Annotated in this window: 22 protein-coding genes; 15 read left to right on the top strand and 7 right to left on the bottom strand. The window is 63.1% G+C overall.

All coding sequences use genetic code 11. From position 1 onward, the window contains the following. Window positions 1–21: 21 nt before the first annotated feature. The 4 genes from WMW70_RS01665 to rpmE all read right to left on the bottom strand — a co-directional run bounded on the left by WMW70_RS01665 (window position 22) and on the right by rpmE (window position 3871). Window positions 22–1290: a malic enzyme-like NAD(P)-binding protein gene (locus WMW70_RS01665; RefSeq protein ID WP_341435781.1), complete on the bottom strand. Its 1269-nt coding sequence runs from the start codon at window positions 1288–1290 to the stop codon at window positions 22–24. A 102-nt stretch (window positions 1291–1392) separates the two neighbouring features. Further along, window positions 1393–2832 carry a M48 family metalloprotease gene (locus WMW70_RS01660; protein ID WP_445942088.1) on the bottom strand — a complete coding sequence of 480 codons (1440 nt, stop codon included), beginning with the start codon at window positions 2830–2832 and terminating at the stop codon, window positions 1393–1395. After that, window positions 2829–3629: a thermonuclease family protein gene (locus tag WMW70_RS01655; protein WP_341435780.1), complete on the bottom strand. Its 801-nt coding sequence runs from the start codon at window positions 3627–3629 to the stop codon at window positions 2829–2831. Before WMW70_RS01655 ends, WMW70_RS01660 begins: the two co-directional genes overlap by 4 nt. Before the next feature lie 26 nt (window positions 3630–3655). Then, window positions 3656–3871: a 50S ribosomal protein L31 gene (gene rpmE, locus WMW70_RS01650; protein ID WP_296216777.1), complete on the bottom strand. Its 216-nt coding sequence runs from the start codon at window positions 3869–3871 to the stop codon at window positions 3656–3658. A 155-nt stretch (window positions 3872–4026) separates the two neighbouring features. On the opposite strand from rpmE, the gene WMW70_RS01645 reads away from it, so the two are divergent. The 10 genes from WMW70_RS01645 (at window position 4027) to WMW70_RS01600 (ending at window position 16944) form a co-directional block, all read left to right on the top strand. Beyond that, a complete protein-coding gene (locus tag WMW70_RS01645; RefSeq protein WP_341435779.1) occupies window positions 4027–6246 on the top strand; it encodes a primosomal protein N' in 2220 nt (739 codons plus the stop codon). A gap of 128 nt (window positions 6247–6374) precedes the next feature. Continuing rightward, window positions 6375–8114 carry an arginine--tRNA ligase gene (gene argS, locus WMW70_RS01640; protein WP_341435778.1) on the top strand — a complete coding sequence of 580 codons (1740 nt, stop codon included), beginning with the start codon at window positions 6375–6377 and terminating at the stop codon, window positions 8112–8114. Beyond that, window positions 8115–8795 carry an SPOR domain-containing protein gene (locus tag WMW70_RS01635; protein ID WP_341435777.1) on the top strand — a complete coding sequence of 227 codons (681 nt, stop codon included), beginning with the start codon at window positions 8115–8117 and terminating at the stop codon, window positions 8793–8795. A gap of 141 nt (window positions 8796–8936) precedes the next feature. Further along, window positions 8937–9467, top strand: coding sequence for an ATP-dependent protease subunit HslV (gene hslV, locus WMW70_RS01630; protein WP_160489431.1), 531 nt, complete (start codon window positions 8937–8939; stop codon window positions 9465–9467). Window positions 9468–9494: 27 nt separating this feature from the next. Next, entirely contained in the window at window positions 9495–10835 is a 1341-nt protein-coding gene (gene hslU, locus WMW70_RS01625; RefSeq protein WP_341435776.1) for an ATP-dependent protease ATPase subunit HslU, read from the top strand. Between the two features lie 97 nt (window positions 10836–10932). Next, a complete protein-coding gene (locus WMW70_RS01620; RefSeq protein WP_341435775.1) occupies window positions 10933–11307 on the top strand; it encodes a DUF971 domain-containing protein in 375 nt (124 codons plus the stop codon). A 368-nt stretch (window positions 11308–11675) separates the two neighbouring features. Further along, window positions 11676–13355 carry a class II poly(R)-hydroxyalkanoic acid synthase gene (phaC, locus tag WMW70_RS01615; protein WP_341435774.1) on the top strand — a complete coding sequence of 560 codons (1680 nt, stop codon included), beginning with the start codon at window positions 11676–11678 and terminating at the stop codon, window positions 13353–13355. Window positions 13356–13513: 158 nt separating this feature from the next. Further along, a complete protein-coding gene (gene phaZ / locus WMW70_RS01610) occupies window positions 13514–14371 on the top strand; it encodes a poly(3-hydroxyalkanoate) depolymerase (RefSeq protein ID WP_341435773.1) in 858 nt (285 codons plus the stop codon). A 203-nt stretch (window positions 14372–14574) separates the two neighbouring features. After that, on the top strand, window positions 14575–16257 hold the full coding sequence (gene phaC, locus WMW70_RS01605; protein WP_341435772.1) for a class II poly(R)-hydroxyalkanoic acid synthase: 1683 nt from the start codon (window positions 14575–14577) through the stop codon (window positions 16255–16257). A gap of 72 nt (window positions 16258–16329) precedes the next feature. After that, the gene (locus WMW70_RS01600) at window positions 16330–16944 is read left to right on the top strand and encodes a TetR/AcrR family transcriptional regulator (RefSeq protein WP_341435771.1); all 615 of its coding nucleotides are present in this window, start codon (window positions 16330–16332) and stop codon (window positions 16942–16944) included. Window positions 16945–17003: 59 nt separating this feature from the next. Here the strand turns inward: WMW70_RS01600 and WMW70_RS01595 are convergent, their stop codons facing one another. The 3 genes from WMW70_RS01595 to WMW70_RS01585 all read right to left on the bottom strand — a co-directional run bounded on the left by WMW70_RS01595 (window position 17004) and on the right by WMW70_RS01585 (window position 18719). After that, window positions 17004–17783, bottom strand: a complete 780-nt coding sequence (locus tag WMW70_RS01595) for a phasin family protein (protein WP_341435770.1) — start codon at window positions 17781–17783, stop codon at window positions 17004–17006. A 10-nt stretch (window positions 17784–17793) separates the two neighbouring features. After that, on the bottom strand, window positions 17794–18234 hold the full coding sequence (locus WMW70_RS01590; RefSeq protein WP_341435769.1) for a phasin family protein: 441 nt from the start codon (window positions 18232–18234) through the stop codon (window positions 17794–17796). Window positions 18235–18440: 206 nt separating this feature from the next. Beyond that, window positions 18441–18719, bottom strand: a complete 279-nt coding sequence (locus WMW70_RS01585) for a polyhydroxyalkanoic acid system family protein (protein WP_341435768.1) — start codon at window positions 18717–18719, stop codon at window positions 18441–18443. A 208-nt stretch (window positions 18720–18927) separates the two neighbouring features. Between WMW70_RS01585 and ubiE the strand changes: the two genes are divergently transcribed. From ubiE to WMW70_RS01560, 5 genes are all read left to right on the top strand, one after another. Beyond that, the gene (gene ubiE / locus WMW70_RS01580; RefSeq protein WP_341435767.1) at window positions 18928–19698 is read left to right on the top strand and encodes a bifunctional demethylmenaquinone methyltransferase/2-methoxy-6-polyprenyl-1,4-benzoquinol methylase UbiE; all 771 of its coding nucleotides are present in this window, start codon (window positions 18928–18930) and stop codon (window positions 19696–19698) included. Beyond that, the gene (locus WMW70_RS01575) at window positions 19698–20315 is read left to right on the top strand and encodes a ubiquinone biosynthesis accessory factor UbiJ (protein WP_341435766.1); all 618 of its coding nucleotides are present in this window, start codon (window positions 19698–19700) and stop codon (window positions 20313–20315) included. Before ubiE ends, WMW70_RS01575 begins: the two co-directional genes overlap by 1 nt. Then, window positions 20312–21901 (top strand): ubiquinone biosynthesis regulatory protein kinase UbiB, encoded by a 1590-nt coding sequence (ubiB, locus tag WMW70_RS01570; RefSeq protein ID WP_341435765.1) that lies wholly within the window; start codon window positions 20312–20314, stop codon window positions 21899–21901. Before WMW70_RS01575 ends, ubiB begins: the two co-directional genes overlap by 4 nt. 65 nt (window positions 21902–21966) lie before the next feature. Then, window positions 21967–22368, top strand: a complete 402-nt coding sequence (hisI, locus tag WMW70_RS01565) for a phosphoribosyl-AMP cyclohydrolase (RefSeq protein WP_341435764.1) — start codon at window positions 21967–21969, stop codon at window positions 22366–22368. Window positions 22369–22375: 7 nt separating this feature from the next. After that, window positions 22376–22708 carry a phosphoribosyl-ATP diphosphatase gene (locus WMW70_RS01560; RefSeq protein WP_274087686.1) on the top strand — a complete coding sequence of 111 codons (333 nt, stop codon included), beginning with the start codon at window positions 22376–22378 and terminating at the stop codon, window positions 22706–22708. The last annotated feature ends 11 nt before the right edge of the window (window positions 22709–22719 follow it).

Below are 22719 nucleotides of genomic sequence, written 5' to 3'. Positions count from 1 at the left end.
GGTTTTTTATTGCGTGTCGGCTTAGCCGTTGAACACGTCATCCACCGACTGCAGTGGGTAGTGCTTCGGATACGGCAGGGTCGCCACACCGCTTTCGATGGCAGCCTTGGCCACCGCGTCGCAAACAACGGTGATCAGGCGTGGGTCCATCGGCTTCGGAATGATGTACTCGCGACCGAACGACAGGGGAATACCGCCATAGGCGTCGCAGACTTCCTGCGGTACCGGCAGCTTGGCCAGATCACGCAGGGCCAGTGCAGCGGCGATCTTCATTTCTTCGTTGATGCGGGTGGCGCGAACGTCCAGGGCACCACGGAAGATGAAGGGGAAGCCCAGTACGTTGTTGACCTGGTTCGGGTAGTCGGAACGACCGGTGGCCATGATCACGTCATCACGCACTGCATGGGCCAGTTCCGGCTTGATTTCCGGATCCGGGTTGGAGCAGGCGAACACGATCGGGGTCGACGCCATGCGCTTGAGGTCTTCAGGAGCCAGCAGGTTGGCACCCGACAGGCCGACGAAGACGTCAGCGCCATCCAGTGCATCGGACAGGGTGCGCCTGTCGGTTTCACTGGCGAATACCGCCTTGTACTGGTTCAGATCGTCGCGGCCGGCGTGGATCACGCCCTTGCGATCAACCATAAAGATGTTTTCGACCTTCGCACCCATGCTCACCAGCAGCTTCATGCACGAGATGGCGGCAGCGCCGGCACCCAGGCAGACGATCTTGGCTTCAGGCAGGGTCTTGCCGGCGATTTCCAGGGCGTTGAGCATGCCGGCGGCGGTGACGATCGCGGTGCCGTGCTGGTCATCGTGGAACACTGGAATGTCGCACTGTTCGATCAGCGTGCGTTCGATTTCAAAGCACTCGGGTGCCTTGATGTCTTCCAGATTGATACCACCGAAGGTGATGGAGATGCGACGTACGGTGTCGATAAAGGCTTGCGGGCTCTCGGACTCGACTTCGATGTCGAATACGTCGATACCGGCAAAGCGCTTGAACAGCACGCCCTTACCTTCCATCACCGGCTTGGAAGCCAGCGGGCCGAGGTCGCCAAGACCCAGGATCGCGGTGCCGTCGGAAATAACTGCCACCAGGTTACCCTTGCCGGTGTAGCGGTACGCCAGCTCCGGATCACGCGCGATTTCGCGCACAGGCTCAGCGACACCCGGGCTGTACGCCAGCGACAGGTCGCGGGCAGTGGCGGTGGGTTTGGTTAGCTCGACACTCAGCTTACCCGGACGGGGATGGGCGTGATATTCGAGAGCGGCTGTTTTCAAATCAGACATGTTGGCATTTCCGCTTTGGGCTGTTGAACAGGCAGGCGGCCGAGGATACGCAAGTTGCATACAGCTGCACAAGACTGACAAGCCCGCCGATTGTCCAGCGACTTAGCGTACGACTTTAAGCCAATCTTCCGGCCTGGGCTCGCCGTCAGGATAGAGATTATTCAGCAAACGCAGGGTCGCCAGGGCATCGCCCGGCAGCTTGCTACCCTTGGCCAGCGCCTCGATGGTCTGCCCCGGCCTGACCTTGACCCTATGTAGACGCAGCGGTTGCGCCTGCTGGCGCTCGGCCCGAGTCATCGGCCGGAGGCTTCTGATCACGCTGAGAAACTGCTCATCCTGGCTTTCCAGCGAGACCTGACCACGCACCGCACCGACAAACAGGTAAACCCGCGACCCCTGCTGGATCACCGCCACGCGCTTGGCGGCATTGCCGGGAATCACTGCGCTATAGCCCTTGAGGCCAGCCTGCTGCAACTCGACTCCAGCCACCAGCCGTTGGCCGCCGACACGCTGGCGCAGCAACTCAGCCGGCGTAAGACTCTGCGGGTTTTCCTCAAGCGTCATGGCAATAAACGCCTGCTGATCGGCGGTGTGACCAATCAGCGCATCAGGGCGATTGAGCAGGCTCCAACCCTTGGGAAACGCCAGGGTAAAGTCCAGGCCCGAATGATAGAACCGCTGGCCACGGCGCACGCCGGTTTCGGCAGAGTCACCAAAGGGCAAACCCTCCAGGCGCTTGAGAAAAGCCTCGCGATTAACCTCCTGCTGGCCGGTGGCCAAGGCCCGCGCCGGGCCCAGCACCTGCTGCAAACGCCGATCGTTATCCGGGTGGGTATCGAACAACCCGTGGTAACCGCCGGCAGGTTGCGCCTGACCACGCTTGGCGGCCTGATCGCGATTGAAAACCTCCTGATTTTTCAGCACCTTGACCACTTCGATCATCGCCTGCGGGTCATAGCCACTGCGGGCCAGGTACTGCGCCCCCAGACCATCGGCCTCCAGCTCCATATCGCGGCCATAGCCACGGACAAAGGCGCTGCCCAGCACGCCCGTGACATCGGCGGCGGCACCCACGCCTGTGCCAATCGCCACGGCCTGGCCAAGCAAGCCCCAGGCGGTGGACTGGCTTTGCTGCTGCACGCTGTGCCGCGCGGTAACGTGGCCCACTTCGTGAGCGAGTACGGCAGCCAGTTCAGCTTCCGAACTGAGGTAGGCCAGCAGTCCACGGTGGATATAGATATAACCACCCGGCAGGGCAAAGGCGTTGATATCCGGGCTATCGACCACGGTGAACTGATAGGTCAGCTGGTTACGGTGGCTACTCTTCGCCACCCGCTCACCGACCTGCTGCACATAGGCCTGCAGCTTCTCGTCGGCGTAGCGCGGATTCTGCTTGAGGATCTGCTGGTTGTAGCGGCGACCTAGGTCGAGCTCCTGCTGCTCGCTCATCATCACGAAGTTGCTGCGGCCGGTAGCCGGATTGACCGCACAGCCGACCAGCTGCACCAGCAGGACGAACAACGTCAGTACGCGCAGGATCATGGCAACACCTCCAACATGGCCTTATCGGTCAACGGCAGCATCCAGCGTGCCTGCCCCATACGCAAACCGCCACGTTTGGAACGATCGATCACCCAACCACGGGCCTCGACCTTGCGACCTGCAAGCCCTTGGACAGCCCCCAGGTCAAAATTGCCCAACGCACGTGGAGCGATATGCAGCACCAGCGAATCGCCCATCTCCAGCCACAGCCCGCCGCCATTGCGCTCAACACGCTCGACCTGGCCCTGCACCAGGGCAAAGCCGCCACGGTTCAACTGCTTGGGTGTTTGCGCAGGCGAACCCTGCCAAAGCCCGGCACGCGCCTGCCGCGCACTGCGCTCGGCGGCTTGCTGGCAGTGCACCAGCGCCAGATTGGGCGCGACAGCTACCAGGTAGCCCAGGCCCTCGGCGAGCAACTGCGTCTCCAGGTTGCGGCCACGGCTGTCATAGGCATGCGCCAGGGTACGCCCGTAGTGATCCTTGGCCTGCTGGCCGTACTGCAACGAGACGCGGCCATCGCTGGCCGCGACCAGGGCCTGCAAGCGCTTGCGCGCGACATCCGCAAAGGGCTCGGCGGAACGCCCCTGCCGCCCCAGCTCAGGCGTATTCAGACCGATCAGACGCACATTGCGTCCATCGACCAGACGCAAGGTGTCGCCATCCACCACCCGCTGGACCTTGGCACTGGGCAATTTGCCCGGTGCCGGGCAGAAAGCCAGCGCGGCTTCGAAGTAAAAGCAGAAAACGAAAAAGGCGCCCACTAGGGACGCCTTTTTCAGTAGCGCGGGGTAACCCATGAGGGTCTCCGTCGCTGCGCGCAAGCTTACTGCTTGGCGCCGAACATGCCGAAACGCTGCTTGAAGCGATCAACACGGCCGCCGGTATCCAGCATTTTCTGCTTGCCGGTGTAGAACGGGTGGCACTCGTTGCACACGTCCAGGCTCAGCGCTTTGCCCAGGGTGGAGCGAGTTTCGATCACGTTGCCACAGCTGCAGGTGGCAGTGATGGCTACATAGTTCGGGTGGATATCGGCTTTCATGGTGATTCCTCAGGGCTGTCGTGCCGCCACCAGACACTATTGTCAGGTACCGCACGGAATTAGGCCGGCGATAATACCAGAGCACCGCAGCGACGCAAGGCCGGCCGTCGACTGGCTGCATGCTAAGATCGCGCCCTTCCAGCTGGAGCCTTTGCGTGCCCGACGTCATTCTGCGCCTCGCCTTGCCCTCGCCGCTGCGCCGCCTGTTCGACTACCGTGCCCCGCCCGGTGTGCCGCGCAGCGCTCTGCAGCCGGGCGCACGACTGCGCGTGCCGTTTGGCCGGCGCGAGATGATCGGCATCCTGATCGAGGTGACCGGGCACAGCGAAGTCCCGGCAGACAAACTCAAGCCCGCCCTGCAACTGCTCGACGCCCAATCGCCGCTGCCGCCCGCATTGTTCAAGCTGTGCCTGTGGACCGCGCAGTATTACCAGCACAGCCTCGGCGACACCCTGAGCTGGGCGCTGCCGGTGCTATTGCGTCAGGGCGAACCGGCGGAAGTACGCCAACAGCGCTTCTGGTCGGTCACTGAGGGCGCGCAGCTGGACGACCCACGCCTGGGTCGCGCACCGCGCCAGCGTGACGCCCTGAAAACCCTCGCCCAGCACCCACACGGCGTCGCCCATGCGCTGCTGAGCAAACTGCAGCTGAACAAGGACAGCCTCGATCTGCTGCTGGAAAAGGGCCTGGTCAAGGTCGAGGTACGCCGCCATGCGCCGAGCGAGCGCCACGCCAACTGGCTGGCCCAGCCGGAACTGCCGCTGAACGCCGAGCAGCGCGCGGCCAGCGAGGCGATCCGCTCGGGCCTCGGCAGCTTCAATGCCTTTCTTCTGGCCGGGGTGACCGGCAGCGGCAAGACCGAGGTCTACCTGCAACTGATCCGCGAAACCCTGGAGGCTGGCAAGCAGGCCCTGGTGCTGATCCCGGAGATCAACCTCGGCCCGCAGACCCTGGCGCGCTTCGAGCAGCGCTTCAATGCGCGCATCGCCCTGCTGCACTCGGCAGTAAATGACCGCGAGCGCCTGGACGCCTGGTTGGCGGCGCGTGATGGCGAGGCCGACATCATCATCGGCACCCGTTCGGCGCTGTTCACCCCCATGCAGCGACCGGGGCTGATCATCATCGATGAAGAGCACGACGCCTCCTATAAACAGCAGGAAGGCCTGCGCTACCACGCCCGCGATCTGGCCGTGGTACGTGCCCATCAGGACAACATCCCGATTGTGCTGGGCTCGGCCACGCCCTCCCTGGAAAGCCTGCACAACGCCCACAACGGCCGCTACGCCTTGCTGCACCTGCGCGAGCGGGCCGGCGGTGCCAAGCAGCCACGTTTTCTGCGCCTGGATGTAAAAAGCCGGCCGCTGGATTCCGGCATCTCCGGGCCGATGCAGCAAGCCATCGCCCAGACCCTGCAAGCTGGCCAGCAGGTGCTGGTGTTCCTCAACCGCCGCGGCTTTGCCCCGACCCTGCTGTGTCACGACTGCGGCTGGCTGTCGGAGTGCCCGCGCTGTGATGCGCGGATGACCGTGCACCAGCGCTCGCGCGAGCTGCGCTGCCACCATTGCGGCCACGTCGAACGTCAGCCGAGCAATTGCCCGAAGTGCAACAACGTCGACCTGCGCCCGGTCGGTGCCGGTACCGAACGCGCCGAAGAACGCCTGGAAATTCTCTTCCCCGGCGTACCGGTCTTACGCGTGGACCGCGACAGCACCTCGCGCAAAGAAGCCATGACCACCCTGTTCAATACCGTGCAACGCGGCGAGCCGTGCATCCTGGTCGGCACCCAGATGCTCGCCAAGGGCCACCACTTCCCGCGCGTCACCCTGGTGGCGATTCTGGATGCCGACGGCGGGCTGTTTTCCGCCGATTTTCGCGCCAGCGAGCGCATGGCCCAGTTGATCGTGCAGGTCGCCGGACGCGCCGGGCGTGCCGAGGAACCGGGCAAGGTGATTATTCAGAGCCACCTGGCCGACCATCCCTTATTGGTGCAGCTGACCGAGCAGGGCTACTTCGCCTTCGCCGAACAGGCTTTGAGTGAACGTCGCGGAGCCGGCCTGCCGCCGTTCTGCCACCTTGCCCTGCTGCGCGCCGAAGCCCATAAACCGGGCCAGGCCGAAGGCTTTCTCGACGACGCCTGCACGGAAGCCGAGCTGTTACTGAATGAACTGAAACTCAGCGGCATCGAGCTGCTCGGCCCGGTCCCCGCTCCGATGGAACGCCGCGCCGGGCGGTATCGTGCTCAGTTGCTGGTGCAAGCCAACGCCCGCGCCCCCCTGCATCGCCTGCTCAACAGCTGGATGCTGGCCCTGGAGCAGATGCCCAGCGGCCGGGCGGTGCGCTGGTCGCTGGATGTAGACCCCATTGATCTGTTTTAAGGTAGGGTGCGCCACACCTCACCTCAGCTAAATGCTGCCCAGAGCGCACCCTGCTGGTGGCCTGCGGCTTGCCGCTGCTTTTATAATGCGCAGTTTTCGACCAATGCCCACGGGCGACCCGAGAGACCATGAAAGACACTATTCGCCACCTGATCCAGCAAGCCCTGTCCCGCCTCACCGCCGACGGTGTGCTGCCCGAGGGCCTGACGCCGGCCATTCAGGTGGAGAACACCAAGGACAAGAGCCACGGCGACTTTGCCAGCAATATCGCCATGATGCTGGCCAAACCGGCTGGCCTGAAGCCGCGCGACCTGGCCGAGAAGCTGATCGCCGCGCTGCCCGCCGACGCCGATATCAGCAAGGTCGAGATCGCCGGCCCGGGCTTTCTCAACTTCTATCAGAACACCCAGGCCCTGGCCGCGCGCCTGGATGCCCTGCTGGCCGATGCCAAGCTCGGCGTGCGCAAGGCCGGTCCGGCGCAACGGGTGGTGGTCGACCTGTCCGCCCCCAACCTGGCCAAAGAGATGCACGTCGGCCATCTGCGCTCGACCATCATTGGTGACGGCGTGGCGCGGGTGCTGGAATTCCTCGGCGACGAAGTGATCCGGCAGAACCACGTGGGCGACTGGGGCACCCAGTTCGGCATGCTGCTGGCCTTTATGCAGGAAAATCCGGCTGCTGCCGAAAGCGAGCTGGCGGACCTGGAGGGTTTCTACCGTGCGGCGAAAAAGCGCTTCGACGAATCCCCCGAGTTCGCCGAGCGGGCCCGCGAGCTGGTGGTGCAGCTGCAGGCCGGCGATGCCGAATGCCTGCGCCTGTGGCACCGCTTCAACGATATTTCCCTGAGCCACTGCCAGGCGCTGTATGACCGCCTCGGGGTGAAGCTCTCCATGGCCGACGTCAAGGGCGAGAGCGCCTACAACGACGACCTGGCCAACGTGGTCGCTGACCTCAAGGCCAAGGGCCTGCTCAGCGAAAGCGACGGCGCGCAGTGCGTGTTTATGGACGAGTTCAAGAACGCCGAAGGCAACCCGCTGCCGCTGATCGTGCAGAAGGCTGGTGGCGGTTACCTGTACGCCACCACCGACCTGGCCGCTACCCGCTACCGCGCAGGCGTACTCAAAGCCGACCGCGTGCTGTACTTCGTCGACCAGCGCCAGGCCCTGCACTTCCAGATGGTCTTCGCTGCCGCGCGCCTGGCCGGCTTCGTCCCCGCCGAGATGCAGATGGAACATATGGGCTTCGGCACCATGAACGGTGCCGACGGCCGCCCGTTCAAGACCCGCGACGGCGGCACGGTGAAGCTGGTCGACCTGCTCGATGAAGCCGAAGAACGCGCCTACACGCTGGTCAAGGGCAAGAACCCCGAACTGGACGAGACTGAGCTGCGCCTGATCGCCCGCGCCGTTGGCATCGGTGCAGTGAAATACGCCGACCTGTCCAAGCACCGCACCAGCGACTACCGCTTTAACTTCGAACTGATGCTGAGCTTCGAGGGCAACACCGCACCTTACCTGCTGTACGCCTACACCCGCGTAGCCAGCGTGTTCCGCAAGCTGGGCAAGGGCTTCGAAGAGATCGAAGGCAGTCTCGACCTGCAGGCCCCCCACGAGATCGAACTGGCCGGCAAGCTCGCTCAATTCAATGAGGTGCTCGCCAGCGTTGCCGACAAGGGCGAGCCGCACCTGCTCTGCGCCTACCTGTATGACCTCGCCGGACTGTTCTCCAGCTTCTACGAGAACTGCCCGATCCTCTCCACCGAGGATGTTGCGGTGCGCAACAGCCGCCTGCGCCTGGCCGCACTGACCGCGCGCACCCTCAAGCAGGGCCTGGAACTGCTCGGCCTGGACACCCTGGAGCGCATGTAAGTGGCCGCCAAGAAGAAAGCCGCCCCCAAGCGCGGTGCCAGCCGCTACCAGGCTCCGGCGAAGAAACCGGTGCCAGGCTGGTTCTGGCTGGTCTGCGGCCTGGTGATCGGCGGCTTTATGGTGTTTCTGTTCAGCCTCGAACCGGGTCGCGATGAGATCAAGCGCAGCAAGGTCGAACAGACCCGCGCCACTCAGGCCAGCAAAGCGGCGGCGGCCAAGTCCGCCACCAGCGAGTCGACCAAGCCCAAGTACGACTTCTACACCCTGCTGCCGGAATCGGAAGTGATACTGCCACCGCAAAGCATCGATCCTGCCGCGCCACCGGAGCAGAAGCCGGTCACCCCGGAAGAAGCGGCGAAGATCGATGCCGCCCGCGCCGAAGCCGCACTCAACGGCCAGGTGCCGCCACCGCCGCCGGTGGTTGCCAAGGGCCCGGTCAGCTCGCAGTTCTTCCTCCAGGCCGGCTCGTTCCGCCGCAAGGATGACGCCGACAGCCTGCGCGCGCAGATCATCCTGCTCGGGCAAAACGTCCAGGTGGAGTCCGGCACGGTGCGCGAAGAAACCTGGCACCGTGTACTGGTCGGCCCCTTCGCCACCCGCGAGCAGCTCGGCCAGGCACAGAAATCCCTGGCCGCCAGCGGCTTTAGCAATCTGTTGTTACAGCAGCGCCAGGCGCAATAAAGCGCGCGATTTCAGGCTCAAGGGAACCGTCTGACGACTATTTGTCGGACGGGATACACCCCAGGGCTTGAAGCGGGCCCCCGCTGCCCCCACTTCATTCGGCATTGGGCACTTTCGCCCCGCTGCGTGGAGACTCTCCCCTTGACCACCATCGTTTCAGTGCGCCGCAACGGCAAAGTCGTCATGGGCGGCGACGGCCAGGTGTCCCTCGGCAATACCGTGATGAAAGGCAACGCGAAGAAGGTTCGCCGCCTTTACCACGGCCAGGTGCTGGCCGGTTTCGCCGGTGCCACCGCCGACGCCTTTACCCTGTTCGAGCGCTTCGAAGGCCAGCTGGAGAAACACCAGGGCCATCTGGTACGTGCCGCCGTCGAGCTGGCCAAGGACTGGCGCACCGACCGCTCGCTAAGCCGCCTGGAAGCCATGCTGGCGGTGGCCAACAAGGACGCCTCGCTGATCATCACCGGCAACGGCGACGTGGTTGAGCCCGAGCAGGGCCTGATTGCCATGGGCTCCGGCGGCGGTTTCGCCCAGGCCGCGGCCATGGCCCTGCTGCAGAAAACCGACTTGAGCGCCCGTGAAATCACCGAAACCGCATTGAACATTGCCGGCTCCATCTGTGTCTTCACTAACCAGAATCTAACTATCGAAGAAGAAGACTGCGCCGAATAAGCGCGTCTTTTTCTGGAGTAAACCCGCATGTCCATGACGCCCCGCGAGATCGTTCACGAACTCAACCGCCATATCATCGGTCAGGACGACGCCAAGCGTGCCGTGGCCATCGCCCTGCGCAACCGCTGGCGGCGCATGCAGCTGCCTGCCGAACTGCGCGCCGAAGTGACGCCGAAGAACATCCTGATGATCGGCCCGACCGGCGTCGGCAAGACCGAAATCGCCCGCCGCCTGGCCAAGCTGGCCAACGCCCCCTTTATCAAGGTGGAAGCGACCAAGTTCACCGAGGTCGGCTATGTCGGCCGTGATGTCGAGTCGATCATCCGTGACCTCGCCGATGCGGCGATCAAGCTGCTGCGCGAGCAGGAGATGATCAAGGTCCGTCACCGTGCCGAAGACGCCGCCGAAGAGCGCATCCTCGATGCACTCCTGCCGCCGCCGCGCGCCGGCTTCAACGAAGACCCAACCCCGAGCAACGATTCCAACACCCGCCAGCTGTTCCGCAAGCGCCTGCGCGAAGGCCAGCTGGACGACAAGGACATCGAGATCGAGGTGGCCGACAGCCCGGCCGGCATCGAAATCATGACCCCACCGGGCATGGAAGAAATGACCAACCAGCTGCAGAGCCTGTTTTCCAACATGGGCAAGGGCAAGAAGAAGAGCCGCAAGCTCAAGGTCAAGGAAGCCCTCAAGCTGGTGCGCGATGAAGAAGCCGCGCGCCTGGTCAACGAGGAAGAACTCAAGGCCCAGGCCCTGGAAGCCGTGGAACAGAACGGCATCGTGTTTATCGACGAGATCGACAAGGTGGCCAAGCGCGGCAACACCGGCGGTGCCGACGTGTCCCGCGAAGGGGTGCAGCGCGACCTGCTGCCGCTGATCGAAGGCTGCACGGTGAACACCAAGCTGGGCATGGTGAAAACCGACCACATCCTGTTTATCGCCTCCGGCGCGTTCCACCTGAGCAAGCCGAGCGACCTGGTGCCCGAGCTGCAGGGCCGCCTGCCGATTCGCGTGGAGCTGAAAGCCCTGACCCCGCAGGACTTCGAGCGCATCCTCACCGAGCCGCACGCCTCGCTGACCGAGCAATACGCCGCACTGCTGAACACCGAGGGCCTGGGCATCCAGTTCGTCGCCGACGGCATCCAGCGCATCGCCGAGATCGCCTGGCAGGTCAACGAGAAGACCGAAAATATTGGCGCACGCCGCCTGCATACCCTGCTCGAACGCTTGCTGGAGGAAGTTTCCTTCAGTGCCGGCGACCTGGCCGGCCAGCAGAATGGTACGCCAATCGTGATCGATGCGGCCTACGTCAACAGCCACCTAGGCGAACTGGCGCAGAATGAAGATCTGTCGCGCTATATCCTCTAACAGAGGCCTGTAAGAGCGAGGGGGACGCCTAGTCCTTGCTCGCGATTTGGCATGATCGCGAGCAAGCTTGCTCCTACACCCCCTGCGGAATCCGTCCATGCGCATCCCCACCGCCATCAAACTGCACAAAGCCTCGAAAACCCTGGAGCTGCACTACGGCCCCGACGAGCGCTATAGCCTGCCTGCGGAGTTTCTTCGGGTGCACTCGCCCTCAGCCGAGGTGCAGGGCCACGGCAAACCCGTCCTGCAGACCGGCAAGCTGTATGTCGGCCTGAACAAGATCGAACCCGCCGGCAACTATGCACTGAAACTGACCTTCGATGACGGCCACGACAGCGGCCTGTTCACCTGGGATTACCTCGAGCAACTGGCAACGCGCCAGGCCGAGCTGTGGAGCGAGTATCAGGCCGCTCTCGCCGCCGCCGGCAAATCCCGCGACCCCAACGAAAGCATGGTCAAGCTGATGCTCTGAAACGCGGGCGCGGCAGGTGTCTAGGCCCGCTGTTATTTCCCCATCCCACGCCTTGCCTAGCGGCAATCTGCCGCACCATGACAGCCCGTCTAAACCCTTGTGCCTAGCCGGTTAGAGCGCATTTTCTAATCCTTCCCGGCATACTCCCCACGCATTCGGTCCATATCGCGACCAGCTTGCACAATTTCACAAACTCGGGTAACCAAGTAGCTGGAAGTTTCCTTGCGTCCGGGCACAGCGGGTGTGAGGAAGACTGCGGAGCTGATCCGCCCTAGGTAACCCGGGCAGTACCTGGCCCTTCGCTTTGTGTCGCCGCGCACAGCAAGCAGTACGCCGGTATTTCGTCTCAGGACAATGGAGCGTTGTAGATGACTGACAAGAACAATGATGACCTGAAGCGCCAGGCCTCCGAGAACACTCTCGGCCTTAACCCGGTGATCGGCATCAGCGGTAGAGACCTGCTGACTTCAGCCCGCCTGGTATTGCGCCAGGCCATCAAACAGCCTTTTCACAGCGCCAAGCATGTCGCCCATTTCGGCATGGAACTGAAGAACGTGATGTTCGGCCAGTCCGAACTCAAACCCGACGACGGCGACCGCCGCTTTGCCGATCCGGCCTGGAGCCAGAACCCGCTGTACAAGCGCTACCTGCAGACCTACCTGGCCTGGCGCAAGGAGCTGCATGACTGGGTCGAGCACAGCAACCTGTCCGAGCAGGATGCCAGCCGCGGCCACTTCGTGATCAACCTGATGACCGAAGCCATGGCCCCGACCAACACCGTGGCCAACCCGGCTGCGGTCAAGCGCTTCTTCGAAACCGGCGGCAAGAGCCTGCTCGACGGCCTGTCGCACCTGGCCAAGGACATCGTCAACAACGGCGGCATGCCCAGCCAGGTCAACATGAATGCCTTCGAGGTCGGCAAGAACCTGGCCACCACCGACGGCGCGGTGATCTTCCGCAACGAAGTGCTGGAACTGATCCAGTACAAGCCGATCACCGAGCAGGTCCACCAGCGTCCGCTGCTGGTGGTACCGCCGCAGATCAACAAGTTCTATATCTTCGACCTGTCGCAGGAAAAGAGCGTGGCCCGCTTCCTGTTGCGCAACGGCATCCAGACCTTCGTGGTGAGCTGGCGCAACCCGACCAAGGCCCACCGCGAGTGGGGCCTGTCGAGCTATATCGAAGCGCTGAAGGAAGCCATCGATGTGGTCACCGCCGTCACCGGCAGCAAGGACATCAACATGCTCGGGGCCTGCTCCGGCGGCCTCACCACCACCTCCCTGCTGGGCCACTATGCGGCCCTCGGCGAGCACAAGGTGCACGCCCTGACCCTGCTGGTCAGCGTGCTGGACAACCGTCTGGAAACCGACGTGGCACTGTTCGCCGACGAGAAAAGCCTGGAAGCCGCCAAGCGCCGCTCCTATCAGGCTGGCGTGCTGGAAGGCAGCGACATGGCCAAGGTGTTCGCCTGGATGCGCCCCAACGACCTGATCTGGAACTACTGGGTCAACAACTACCTGCTCGGCAACGAGCCACCGGTGTTCGACATCCTCTACTGGAACAACGACACCACCCGCCTGCCAGCTGCCCTGCACGGCGAGTTTATCGACATGTTTACCTCCAACCCGCTGATTCGCCCCGGTGCGCTGGAAGTCTGCGGCACGCCGATCGACCTCAAGCAGGTCACCTGCGACCTGTTCTGCGTCGCCGGCACCACCGACCACATCACCCCCTGGGAGTCCTGCTACAAGTCGGCCAACCTGTTCGGCGGCAAAGTCGAATTCGTGTTGTCCAACAGCGGGCATATCCAGAGCATTCTCAACCCGCCTGGCAACCCCAAGGCGCGCTACATGACCAACAGCGAAATGCCGCTCAACCCCAAGGCCTGGCTGGCCAGCTCGACCAAGCATGCCGACTCCTGGTGGCTGCATTGGCAGACCTGGCTGGCCGAGCGCTCCGGCGAGCAGAAAAAGGCCCCCGGACAGCTGGGCAACAAGAAATATGCCGCGGGCGAAGCCGCCCCCGGCACCTACGTGCACGAACGCTAATCGACTGCGCATTGCGCAACACTGCCCGCGGCACTGGAAGTGCCGCTCGCCAGTCCGAGCCAATTGGCCCGGATGTGGCGAACCAGGCTTTGCCCTGGCGGTTCTGGGAGTGACCTGGACGGTCTGACCCAGTGTTTTTCTTGATAGGGCTTTTGCGTATGTCGTTACCCTTTGTATTCCGTACCATCGAACTGGACGGCCAGACCATTCGTACCGCCGTTCGCCCAGGCAACGGCCAGATGACACCCCTGCTGATCTTCAACGGCATCGGTGCCAACCTGGAACTTGTCATGCCCTTCGTCCGCGCCCTCGACCCCGGCCTGGAGGTGATCGCCTTCGACGTGCCCGGCGTTGGCGGTTCCTCCACGCCCAGCACGCCTTACCGCTTTCCTGGCCTGGCCAAGCTGGCCGCGCGCATGCTCGACTACCTCGACTACGGCCAGGTCAATGCGATTGGCGTGTCCTGGGGCGGTGCCCTGGCGCAGCAGTTCGCCCACGATTACCCGGAGCGCTGCAAGAAGCTGATCCTCGCCGCCACCTCGGCCGGCGCGGTGATGATTCCCGGCAAACCCAAGGTGCTCTGGTGCATGGCCAGCCCGCGGCGTTATGTACAGCCTTCATACGGCGTGCAGATCGCTCCCGATATCTACGGCGGGGCCTTCCGCCGCGACCCCAAGCTGGCCCTGGCGCATGCCAGTAAAGTCCGTTCGGGCGGCAAGATGGGCTACTACTGGCAGCTGTTCGCAGGCCTCGGTTGGACCAGCATCCACTGGCTACACAAGATTCGCCAACCGACGCTGGTGATGGCTGGCGACGACGATCCGCTGATCCCGCTGGTGAATATGCGCTTGCTGGCCTGGCGTATCCCCAACTCGGAACTGCATGTAATCGACGACGGCCACCTGTTCCTGGTGACCCGCGCCGAGGCCGTCGCGCCGATCATCATGAAGTTTCTCGAGGAAGAACGGCAGCGCGCCATCATGCACCCGCACCCCACCCCCGCCCGCAGCCATTGACCGTCGCCCCGGATAAGACACTGGATCGAAATCCGGCACTGTGCTGGTGCACACAGGCAACACTTGACCCGTTTCCGGGCACGCGGTATTCCTGAGGCCTGGCGCGACGCAGTCTGGGATGCCCCTTCGTGCCCATTGGTATAAGCCTTGCTGCTTACCTGTAAACCTTGAAGTCTCACGGTTTGACGACGGAGTGTTGCCCAATGCGAGACCAGCCGACCAAAAAGGCCCTGCCTGCCTCCTACCGCCCGATGAATGCACAAAACGCCGTCGCCGGACTGCGTGGCCGTGATGTTCTGTCCACGCTACGCAGTCTGGCCCTGCAAGGTCTCAAGCAACCCGTACACAGCGCCCGCCACGTGCTGGCCCTGGGCGGTCAACTGGGTCGGGTCCTGCTCGGCGACACTCCCTATCAGGTCAACCCCCAGGATGCTCGGTTTGCCGATCCGACCTGGCACCACAACCCGCTCTACAAACGCAGCCTGCAGTCCTACCTGGCCTGCCAGAAACAGCTCAACAACTGGATAGACGAGAGCAGCATGAGCGCTGACGACCGTTCCCGCGCGCGCTTTATCGCCGCCCTGCTCGGCGATGCTCTGTCACCCTCCAACAGCCTGCTCAACCCAAAGGCGCTCAAGGAGCTGTTCGACACCGGCGGCAGCAGCCTGATCAAGGGCCTGGGTCACCTGTTCGACGACCTGCTCAACAACGACGGCATGCCCAGCCAGGTCAGCAAGCATGCCTTCGAAGTCGGCCGCAACCTGGCCACCACCAGCGGTGCCGTGGTGTTTCGCAACGACCTGCTGGAGCTGATCCAGTACAAGCCGATGAGCGAGAAGCAGTACGCCAAGCCGCTGTTGATCGTGCCGCCGCAGATCAACAAGTTCTATATCTTCGACCTCGCCAGCGACAAGAGCTTCGTTCAGTACGCGCTGAAGAACAGCCTGCAGACCTTTGTCATCAGCTGGCGCAACCCCGACCCGCGACACCGCGAGTGGGGTTTATCGAGCTATGTGCAGGCGGTCGAAGAAGCCATTGATGCCTGCCGGGCGATCACCGGCAGCAAGGAGGTCAACCTGCTCGGGGCCTGCGCCGGCGGCCTGACCATCGCCGCCCTGCAGGGCCACCTGCAGGCCAAGCGGCAGTTGCGCAAAGTCGCCAGCGCCACCTATCTGGTCAGCCTGCTGGACAGCCAGATCGACAGCCCCGCCATGCTGTTCGCCGACGAACAGACCCTGGAGGCGGCCAAGCGTCGCTCCTACCAGCAGGGCGTGCTGAACGGTCGCGACATGGCCAAGGTATTCGCCTGGATGCGCCCCAACGACCTGATCTGGAACTACTGGGTCAACAACTACCTGCTCGGCAAGCAGCCGCCTGCCTTCGACATCCTCTACTGGAACAACGACAACACCCGCCTGCCAGCTGCCCTGCATGGCGACCTGATCGACTTCTTCAAACACAACCCACTCAGCCGCGCCCAAGGCCTGGAAATCTGCGGTACCCCGGTCGACCTGCAGAAGGTCACGGTGGACAGTTTCAGCGTGGCCGGAATCAACGACCACATCACCCCCTGGGATGCGGTGTACCGCTCGACCCTGCTGCTCGGCGGCAACCGGCGCTTTATCCTGTCCAACAGCGGGCATATCCAGAGCATCCTCAACCCGCCGGGTAACCCCAAGGCCAATTTCTTCGAGAACGGCAAACTGACCGGCGACCCCCGCGCCTGGTACCACGACGCCAAACATATGCAAGGCAGCTGGTGGCCCGAATGGCTGAGCTGGATTCAGGCCCATTCCGGAGAAACCCGCGAGACCCTTATGGCTCTGGGCAACCCACACTACCCGCCCATGGAGGATGCGCCCGGCACCTATGTGCATGTGCGCTAACTTCGCATGCAGGCCGCCGCAACTGGCGGCCCGCTACCTGGGCAATCCACACGGCCAGAATAAGAAGACCGGATGAAGACCCGCGACCGTATCCTCGAATGTGCCCTGCAGCTGTTCAATCAGAAGGGCGAACCCAACGTCTCCACCCTGGAGATCGCCAATGAACTGGGCATCAGCCCAGGCAACCTGTATTACCACTTCCATGGCAAGGAACCGCTGATCCTTGGCCTGTTCGAGCGTTTCCAGAGCGAGCTGGCTCCATTGTTGTCGCCGCCGGAAGACGTGCAGCTGGATGTGGAAGACTACTGGCTGTTCCTGCACCTGATCGTCGAGCGCCTGGCCCACTACCGCTTCCTGTTTCAGGACCTGTCCAACCTGACCAGCCGCTTGCCCAAGCTGGAGCGCGGCATGCGCCACTGGCTCAATAGCCTGAAACGCGCCCTGGCCGAGCTGCTCGCACGCCTGCAGGCCGCTGGTCAACTGCTAAGCGACACCCAGGCCCTCGGCCAACTGGTGGAGCAGATCACCCTGACCCTGCTGTTCTCCCTCGACTACCAGCGCATCCTCGGCCGTGAAGGCGAAAGCCGCCTGGTGGTCTATCAGGTGATGATGCTGGCTGCACCGCACCTGGCCAGCGACTCGCGCTTCGCCGCCGAGCAACTGGCCCAGCGTTACCTGCTCGACTAAACGCCACAAACGCAAACGCCCGGCACTAGGCCGGGCGTTTGTGATTACTGCCGCAGGTCTTACGACTGGCTGGCAGGTGTTACCGGTGCAGCGGCTACAGGTGCAGCGGCCGGAGCAGGAGCCGCGGCAACGGCCGGAGCCACAGCAGCAGGCTTGGCAGCTACAGGCTTGGCGGCGGCCTTGACTGCTGGCTTGGCGGCAGGCTTAGCTGCTGCTTTGACCGCAGGCTTGGCGGCCGGCTTGGCTGCTGCTTTGACCGCAGGCTTGGCAGCCGGCTTAGCTGCTGCTTTGACCGCAGGCTTGGCAGCAGGCTTGGCCGCTGCTTTTGCCACAGGCTTGGCAGCTGGCTTAGCCGCTGGTTTGGCTGCAGGCTTAGCCGCAACCTTCTTGGCCGCAGGCTTGACCGACTTGACCGATACGCCGGTCAGTTGCTCGATCTGCTTGGTCAGGCTTTCGACCTTGGCGTTGAGCGCCTTCACTTCATTGCGGCTCGGTACACCGAGACGCGAAATGGCGTTGTTCAACCGCTTGTCGAAGGCTTCTTCCAGCTCGCCCCACTTGCCCAGCGCCTTGTCCTTAACCTCATCAACACGCGACTTGGCGGTGTCAACTTTCGAGCCCACAGTGGACTTCACAGCATCCACTTGCTTGTCGACTTCGGTCTTGGCCAGCTTCTCGGCTTTTTCGCCGTCCTTGACCAGCGTGTCGAACAGCTTGTTGCCGTCCTTGCTGACCTTGGAGTAGGCACCCAAACCGGCCAACCAGATCTGACGCGAGTATTTTTCTACTTCGCCGATCCAGGAAGTGGTTTGCTTTTCGGTTTTCTTTTTGACAGCCATCCTGCTCTCCTTATTTGGTACGCGCGACGTGCTCGAGCAACGCGCTCAGCTCATCCAGCTTAGCAGAGAGTGCTTCAACATCCTGCTTGGACGGGATACCAATGCGGTTCAGGGCGCTGGCTACACGGTTGTCGAAAGCCTTCTCGATCTTGTCGAGCTGCACTTCAACTTTGCCTTTCACGCTGCTGACGTTGCTGGTGACAGTGCTCTTGACACTATCGATCTGGCTGTTGGCTGCTTCAACCTGTTCGTTGACCAGCTTTTTGCCTTGTTTTTCAACGCCTTCGCCGCTCTTGACGAGTTCCTTGAAATACTCGGCACCCTCTTGACCGGCTTTGGCGTAGGCACCCAGGCCAGCCAGCCAGATCTTGCGGGCATAAACTTTAACGTCGCTCAGCACGGTAACGGCTTCTTCGACTTCTGCTTTCTTTTTAACGGCAACTTTCGACATGGTGCACCTCACTCTAAGTGTTTCGAGGAAACGCCCACGTAATGCAGGCTTAGATGCAAGGTATCGATGAAAATTAGAAACCGCATACTAAGCGTGAGAAAAAACTGCCGGGAGCAGTTTTTAACGTTGCGCAGCAACGGCCCGAAGGGTGGCTGCCATGGATGGCAAGCCATCAAAAACTGCCTGGTGCAATTTTAAACAGCACCTCAAGCCTGCAGATTCTTGTCCAGCACCTCTTCGATCTCGCGTTTGATGCTGCCGCTCATGGCCGACAGCAACAGCCCCAGGTTGAGCTGCACGCGCACGCTGTCCTCGGCCACGTCGATTCGCCCATCGGCACCGCTGCGTTTGAACTCCAGGCTGTCACCATTCCAGCGATAGCGCACGTCGTATTCACGGGCCAGGCGCTCGGCCAGCTCCTCGGCCTTCTCCCGGGCGACTTCGCGCCCCAGGCAATGGGTGCGCTCGATATTGATTTTGGCCATGGCCTTTCTCCTCGCCAGTTAACTGCGACCTTAGGTCGCTGCGACTATAGCAAGGCTGCGCGTGGCAAGCTGCAGGCGCATCGGCCTGTCGCCATCCGAGCCCTCGCAAAGGTTTAATCGAAGCGTGTGGCGTGAAGCCCATGGCGACCTTTTAGGTTTAGAATGGCCGCCACTTTGATTCCGCCTCTCTGTTAAGGGAAAGGGCAAGATGAACGACCCGCGCAAGAGCAACGACAGCGAACCCACCACCCACTTCGGCTTCCAGAATGTGCCGGAAAGCCAGAAGGCGGAAAAAGTCGCCGAAGTCTTTCACTCGGTAGCGGCCAAGTACGACCTGATGAACGATGTGCTGTCCGGCGGCCTGCATCGCCTGTGGAAGCGCTTCACCATCGAACTGTCCGGCGTGCGCCCGGGCAATCGGGTGCTGGACATCGCCGGCGGCACAGGCGACCTGACCCGCAAGTTCTCCGCCCTGGTCGGCCCGACCGGCGAAGTAGTGCTGGCCGATATCAACGAGTCGATGCTGCGCGTCGGCCGTGACCGTCTGCTCGACAAGGGCGTGGCCGGCAACGTCAGCTTTGTCCAGGCCGACGCCGAGAAGCTGCCCTTCCCGGATAACCACTTCGATGTGGTGACCATCGCCTTCGGCCTGCGCAACGTGACGCACAAGGAAGACGCCCTGCGTTCCATGCTGCGCGTACTCAAGCCCGGCGGCCGCCTGCTGGTACTGGAGTTCTCCAAGCCGTCCAGCGAGCTGCTGTCGAAGTTCTACGACGCCTACTCTTTCAAGTTCATGCCGTTGGCCGGCAAGCTGATCAGCAACGACGCCGAGAGCTACCGCTACCTGGCCGAGTCGATCCGCATGCACCCGGATCAGGACACCCTCAAGGCGATGATGGTCGAGGCCGGCTTCGAGCGCGTGACCTACCACAATATGACCGGCGGCATCGTCGCCCTGCACCGCGGCATCAAACCCTGATGTTACTCACGGGGCTGTATGCCGGGGTCGAACGCGGCCTCAACCGGGTACTGGCCATGGACAGCACTGCGCTGCCACGCCTGGCCCGCCTGAGCGGCCGGGTGATTGCCGTCGAATGTGCCGCGCCGAACCTGCAGCTGTTTATTCTGCCCAGCGCCACGGGCTTGCAACTGGCCGCGCAGTGGGAAGGCCCGGCCGACTGCCGGCTGCGCGCCCCCGCCGCCAGCCTGGTGCGCCTGGCCACCAGCAAGGACAAGACCCGCATCCTGCACAGCCCGGAAGTCAGCCTGGAGGGCGACAGCGCCGCCCTGCTGGAGCTGTCCGGCATCCTCCAGGACCTGGAACTGGACTGGGAATACGAGCTGTCGCGCTGGCTCGGCCCGGTCGGCAGCCAGCTGCTCGGCGGCCATCTGCGCAGCCGGGTGAACTGGAGCAGTCAGGCCCTCGACAGCCTGCGCCTGAACCTGGCCGACTACCTCAGCGAAGAATCCCGCAGCCTGGTGGGTCAGCGCGAAGCCGATGCGCGCTTCGCCGAGCTGGATAACCTCAAGCTGGCCCTCGACCGTCTCGACGCGCGTATCGAGCGCCTCGCCCAACTGCATAAGCCCCAGACATGAAGCTGCTTGCCGTTCGCCGCCTGTTCCGTATCCAGCAGGTCATCATCCGCTACCAACTCGACGACCTGCTGCTGGCCCTGCCGGTACCCGCCTGGCTGCGTGTGCTCAGTGCCCTGCTGCCCTGGCGCTGGCTGCCGCGGCGCAAGCTGAATCTGAGCCGCGGCGCGCGTCTGCGCCTGGCTCTGGAAGAGCTGGGGCCGATCTTTATCAAGTTCGGCCAGCTGCTGTCGACCCGCCGCGACCTGCTGCCACCGGATATCGCCGACGAGCTGGCCAAGCTGCAGGACCAGGTGCCTCCCTTCGACCCGGCTCACTCGCTGGCGCTGATCGAGGCGCAACTGGGGGCCAAGGTCGGCGAGGTGTTTGCCCGCTTCGACGCCCAGCCACTGGCTTCCGCCTCGGTCGCCCAGGTGCACGGGGCGCAACTGAAAAGCGGCGAGGAAGTGGTGGTCAAGGTGATCCGCCCGGGCCTCAAACCGGTGATCGGACAGGACATCGCCTGGCTGTTCCTGCTCGCCAGGCTGGCCGAAAAGGCCTCGGCCGATGCCCGCCGCCTGCGCCCGATGGAGATTGTCAGCGACTACGAGAAGACCATCTACGACGAGCTCGACCTGCTGCGCGAAGCGGCCAACGCCAGCCAGCTGCGGCGCAACTTCGAAGGCTCACCGCTGCTCTATGTGCCCCAGGTGTACTGGGACCTGTGCCGGCCGAAAGTGCTGGTGATGGAGCGTATCTACGGCATCCAGGTCACCGACCTGGAAACCCTGGCCGACCAGCGCACCGATATGAAGCTGTTGGCCGAGCGCGGCGTGGAAATCTTCTTCACCCAGGTGTTTCGCGACAGCTTCTTCCATGCCGACATGCACCCCGGCAATATCTTCGTCAGTACCCGCACGCCGTGGAACCCGCAGTACATTGCCATCGACTGCGGCATCATCGGCAGCCTCACCGACGAGGACCAGGATTACCTGGCGCGCAACCTGATCGCCTTCTTCAAGCGCGATTACCGCCGCGTGGCGCAGCTGCATATCGACTCCGGCTGGGTGCCGGCCGACACCAAGGTGAATGATTTCGAGGCGGCGATCCGCACCGTGTGCGAGCCGATCTTCGAAAGGCCACTGAAGGATATTTCCTTCGGCCAGCTGCTGCTGCGCCTGTTCCAGACCGCCCGACGCTTCAATATGGAAGTGCAGCCGCAGCTGGTTCTGCTGCAGAAGACCCTGCTCAATATCGAAGGCCTGGGCCGTCAGCTGTATCCGGACCTGGACCTGTGGAGCACCGCCCAGCCCTTCCTCGAACGCTGGATGCGCGAGCGCATCAGCCCGCTGCACCTGCTGCGCAACCTGCAACAGCAGGCCGAGCAGGTGCCGCACCTGTCGCAGATCGCCCGCGACACCCTGGAGCGGCTCAACCAGCAACCGGCCGCACGCGCGGCCGAGCCCGGCCCCAGCCGCCAATGGCCGGCACGCCTGCTCGGTGCCGTGCTGATCGGCGGCGCAGTGAGTCAGGGCCTGGCCCTCAGCCTGCTGCTCTGGCCGAGCTGGGCGATGCTTGCCGGCGGCGTCTACCTGGTGCTGCGCCGATAGCCACGCCGATTGCGCACTGGCACACTAGCCCCATAACCCAGCAGCCCGAGTGGGCGGAAATAGCGATGACTGACTGGCTCGACGAAATCAACTGGAACGCCGACGGCCTGGTACCGGCAATCGCCCAGGATCACAAAACCGGCCGAGTGCTGATGATGGCCTGGATGAACCGCGAAGCCCTGGCCCTGACTGCCGCCGAGCAGCGCGCCATCTACTGGTCGCGTTCGCGCGGTAAGCTGTGGCGCAAGGGCGAAGAGTCCGGCCATGTGCAGAAGCTGCACGAACTGCGCTTGGACTGCGACGCCGACGTGGTCATCCTGATGGTCGAGCAACTGGGCGGTATCGCCTGCCACACCGGGCGTGAAAGCTGCTTCTACCGCGTCTATGAAAACGCCGAGTGGAAAACCGTCGATGCGGTGCTCAAAGACCCGCATGCCATCTATGCCGCAGGACACAAACATGAGTGACACAGGCATGACTGACACCCTGAGCCGCCTGGCCGAAGTGCTGGAGTCGCGCAAGGGCGCGGCCGCCGACAGTTCCTATGTCGCCAGCCTGTACCACAAGGGCCTGAACAAGATTCTGGAAAAGGTTGGCGAAGAATCGGTGGAAACCATTCTCGCCGCCAAGGATGCTGCAGTCAGCGGGGACTGCAGCGATGTGATTTACGAAACCGCCGACCTGTGGTTCCACAGCCTGGTCATGCTCGCCGCCCTCGGCCAGCACCCCCAGGCCGTACTGGACGAACTGGATCGACGCTTCGGCCTGTCCGGGCATGCGGAAAAAGCCGCTCGCCCGCAAAACTGATCAACCTCTTA

Origin of the sequence: Pseudomonas sp. XK-1 (assembly GCF_038069885.1) — a bacterium.
In the GTDB taxonomy this organism is placed as follows: Bacteria; Pseudomonadota; Gammaproteobacteria; order Pseudomonadales; family Pseudomonadaceae; genus Aquipseudomonas.
Note: the sequence above shows the minus strand (reverse complement) of the source record. Positions and strands in the feature narration are given on the sequence as shown.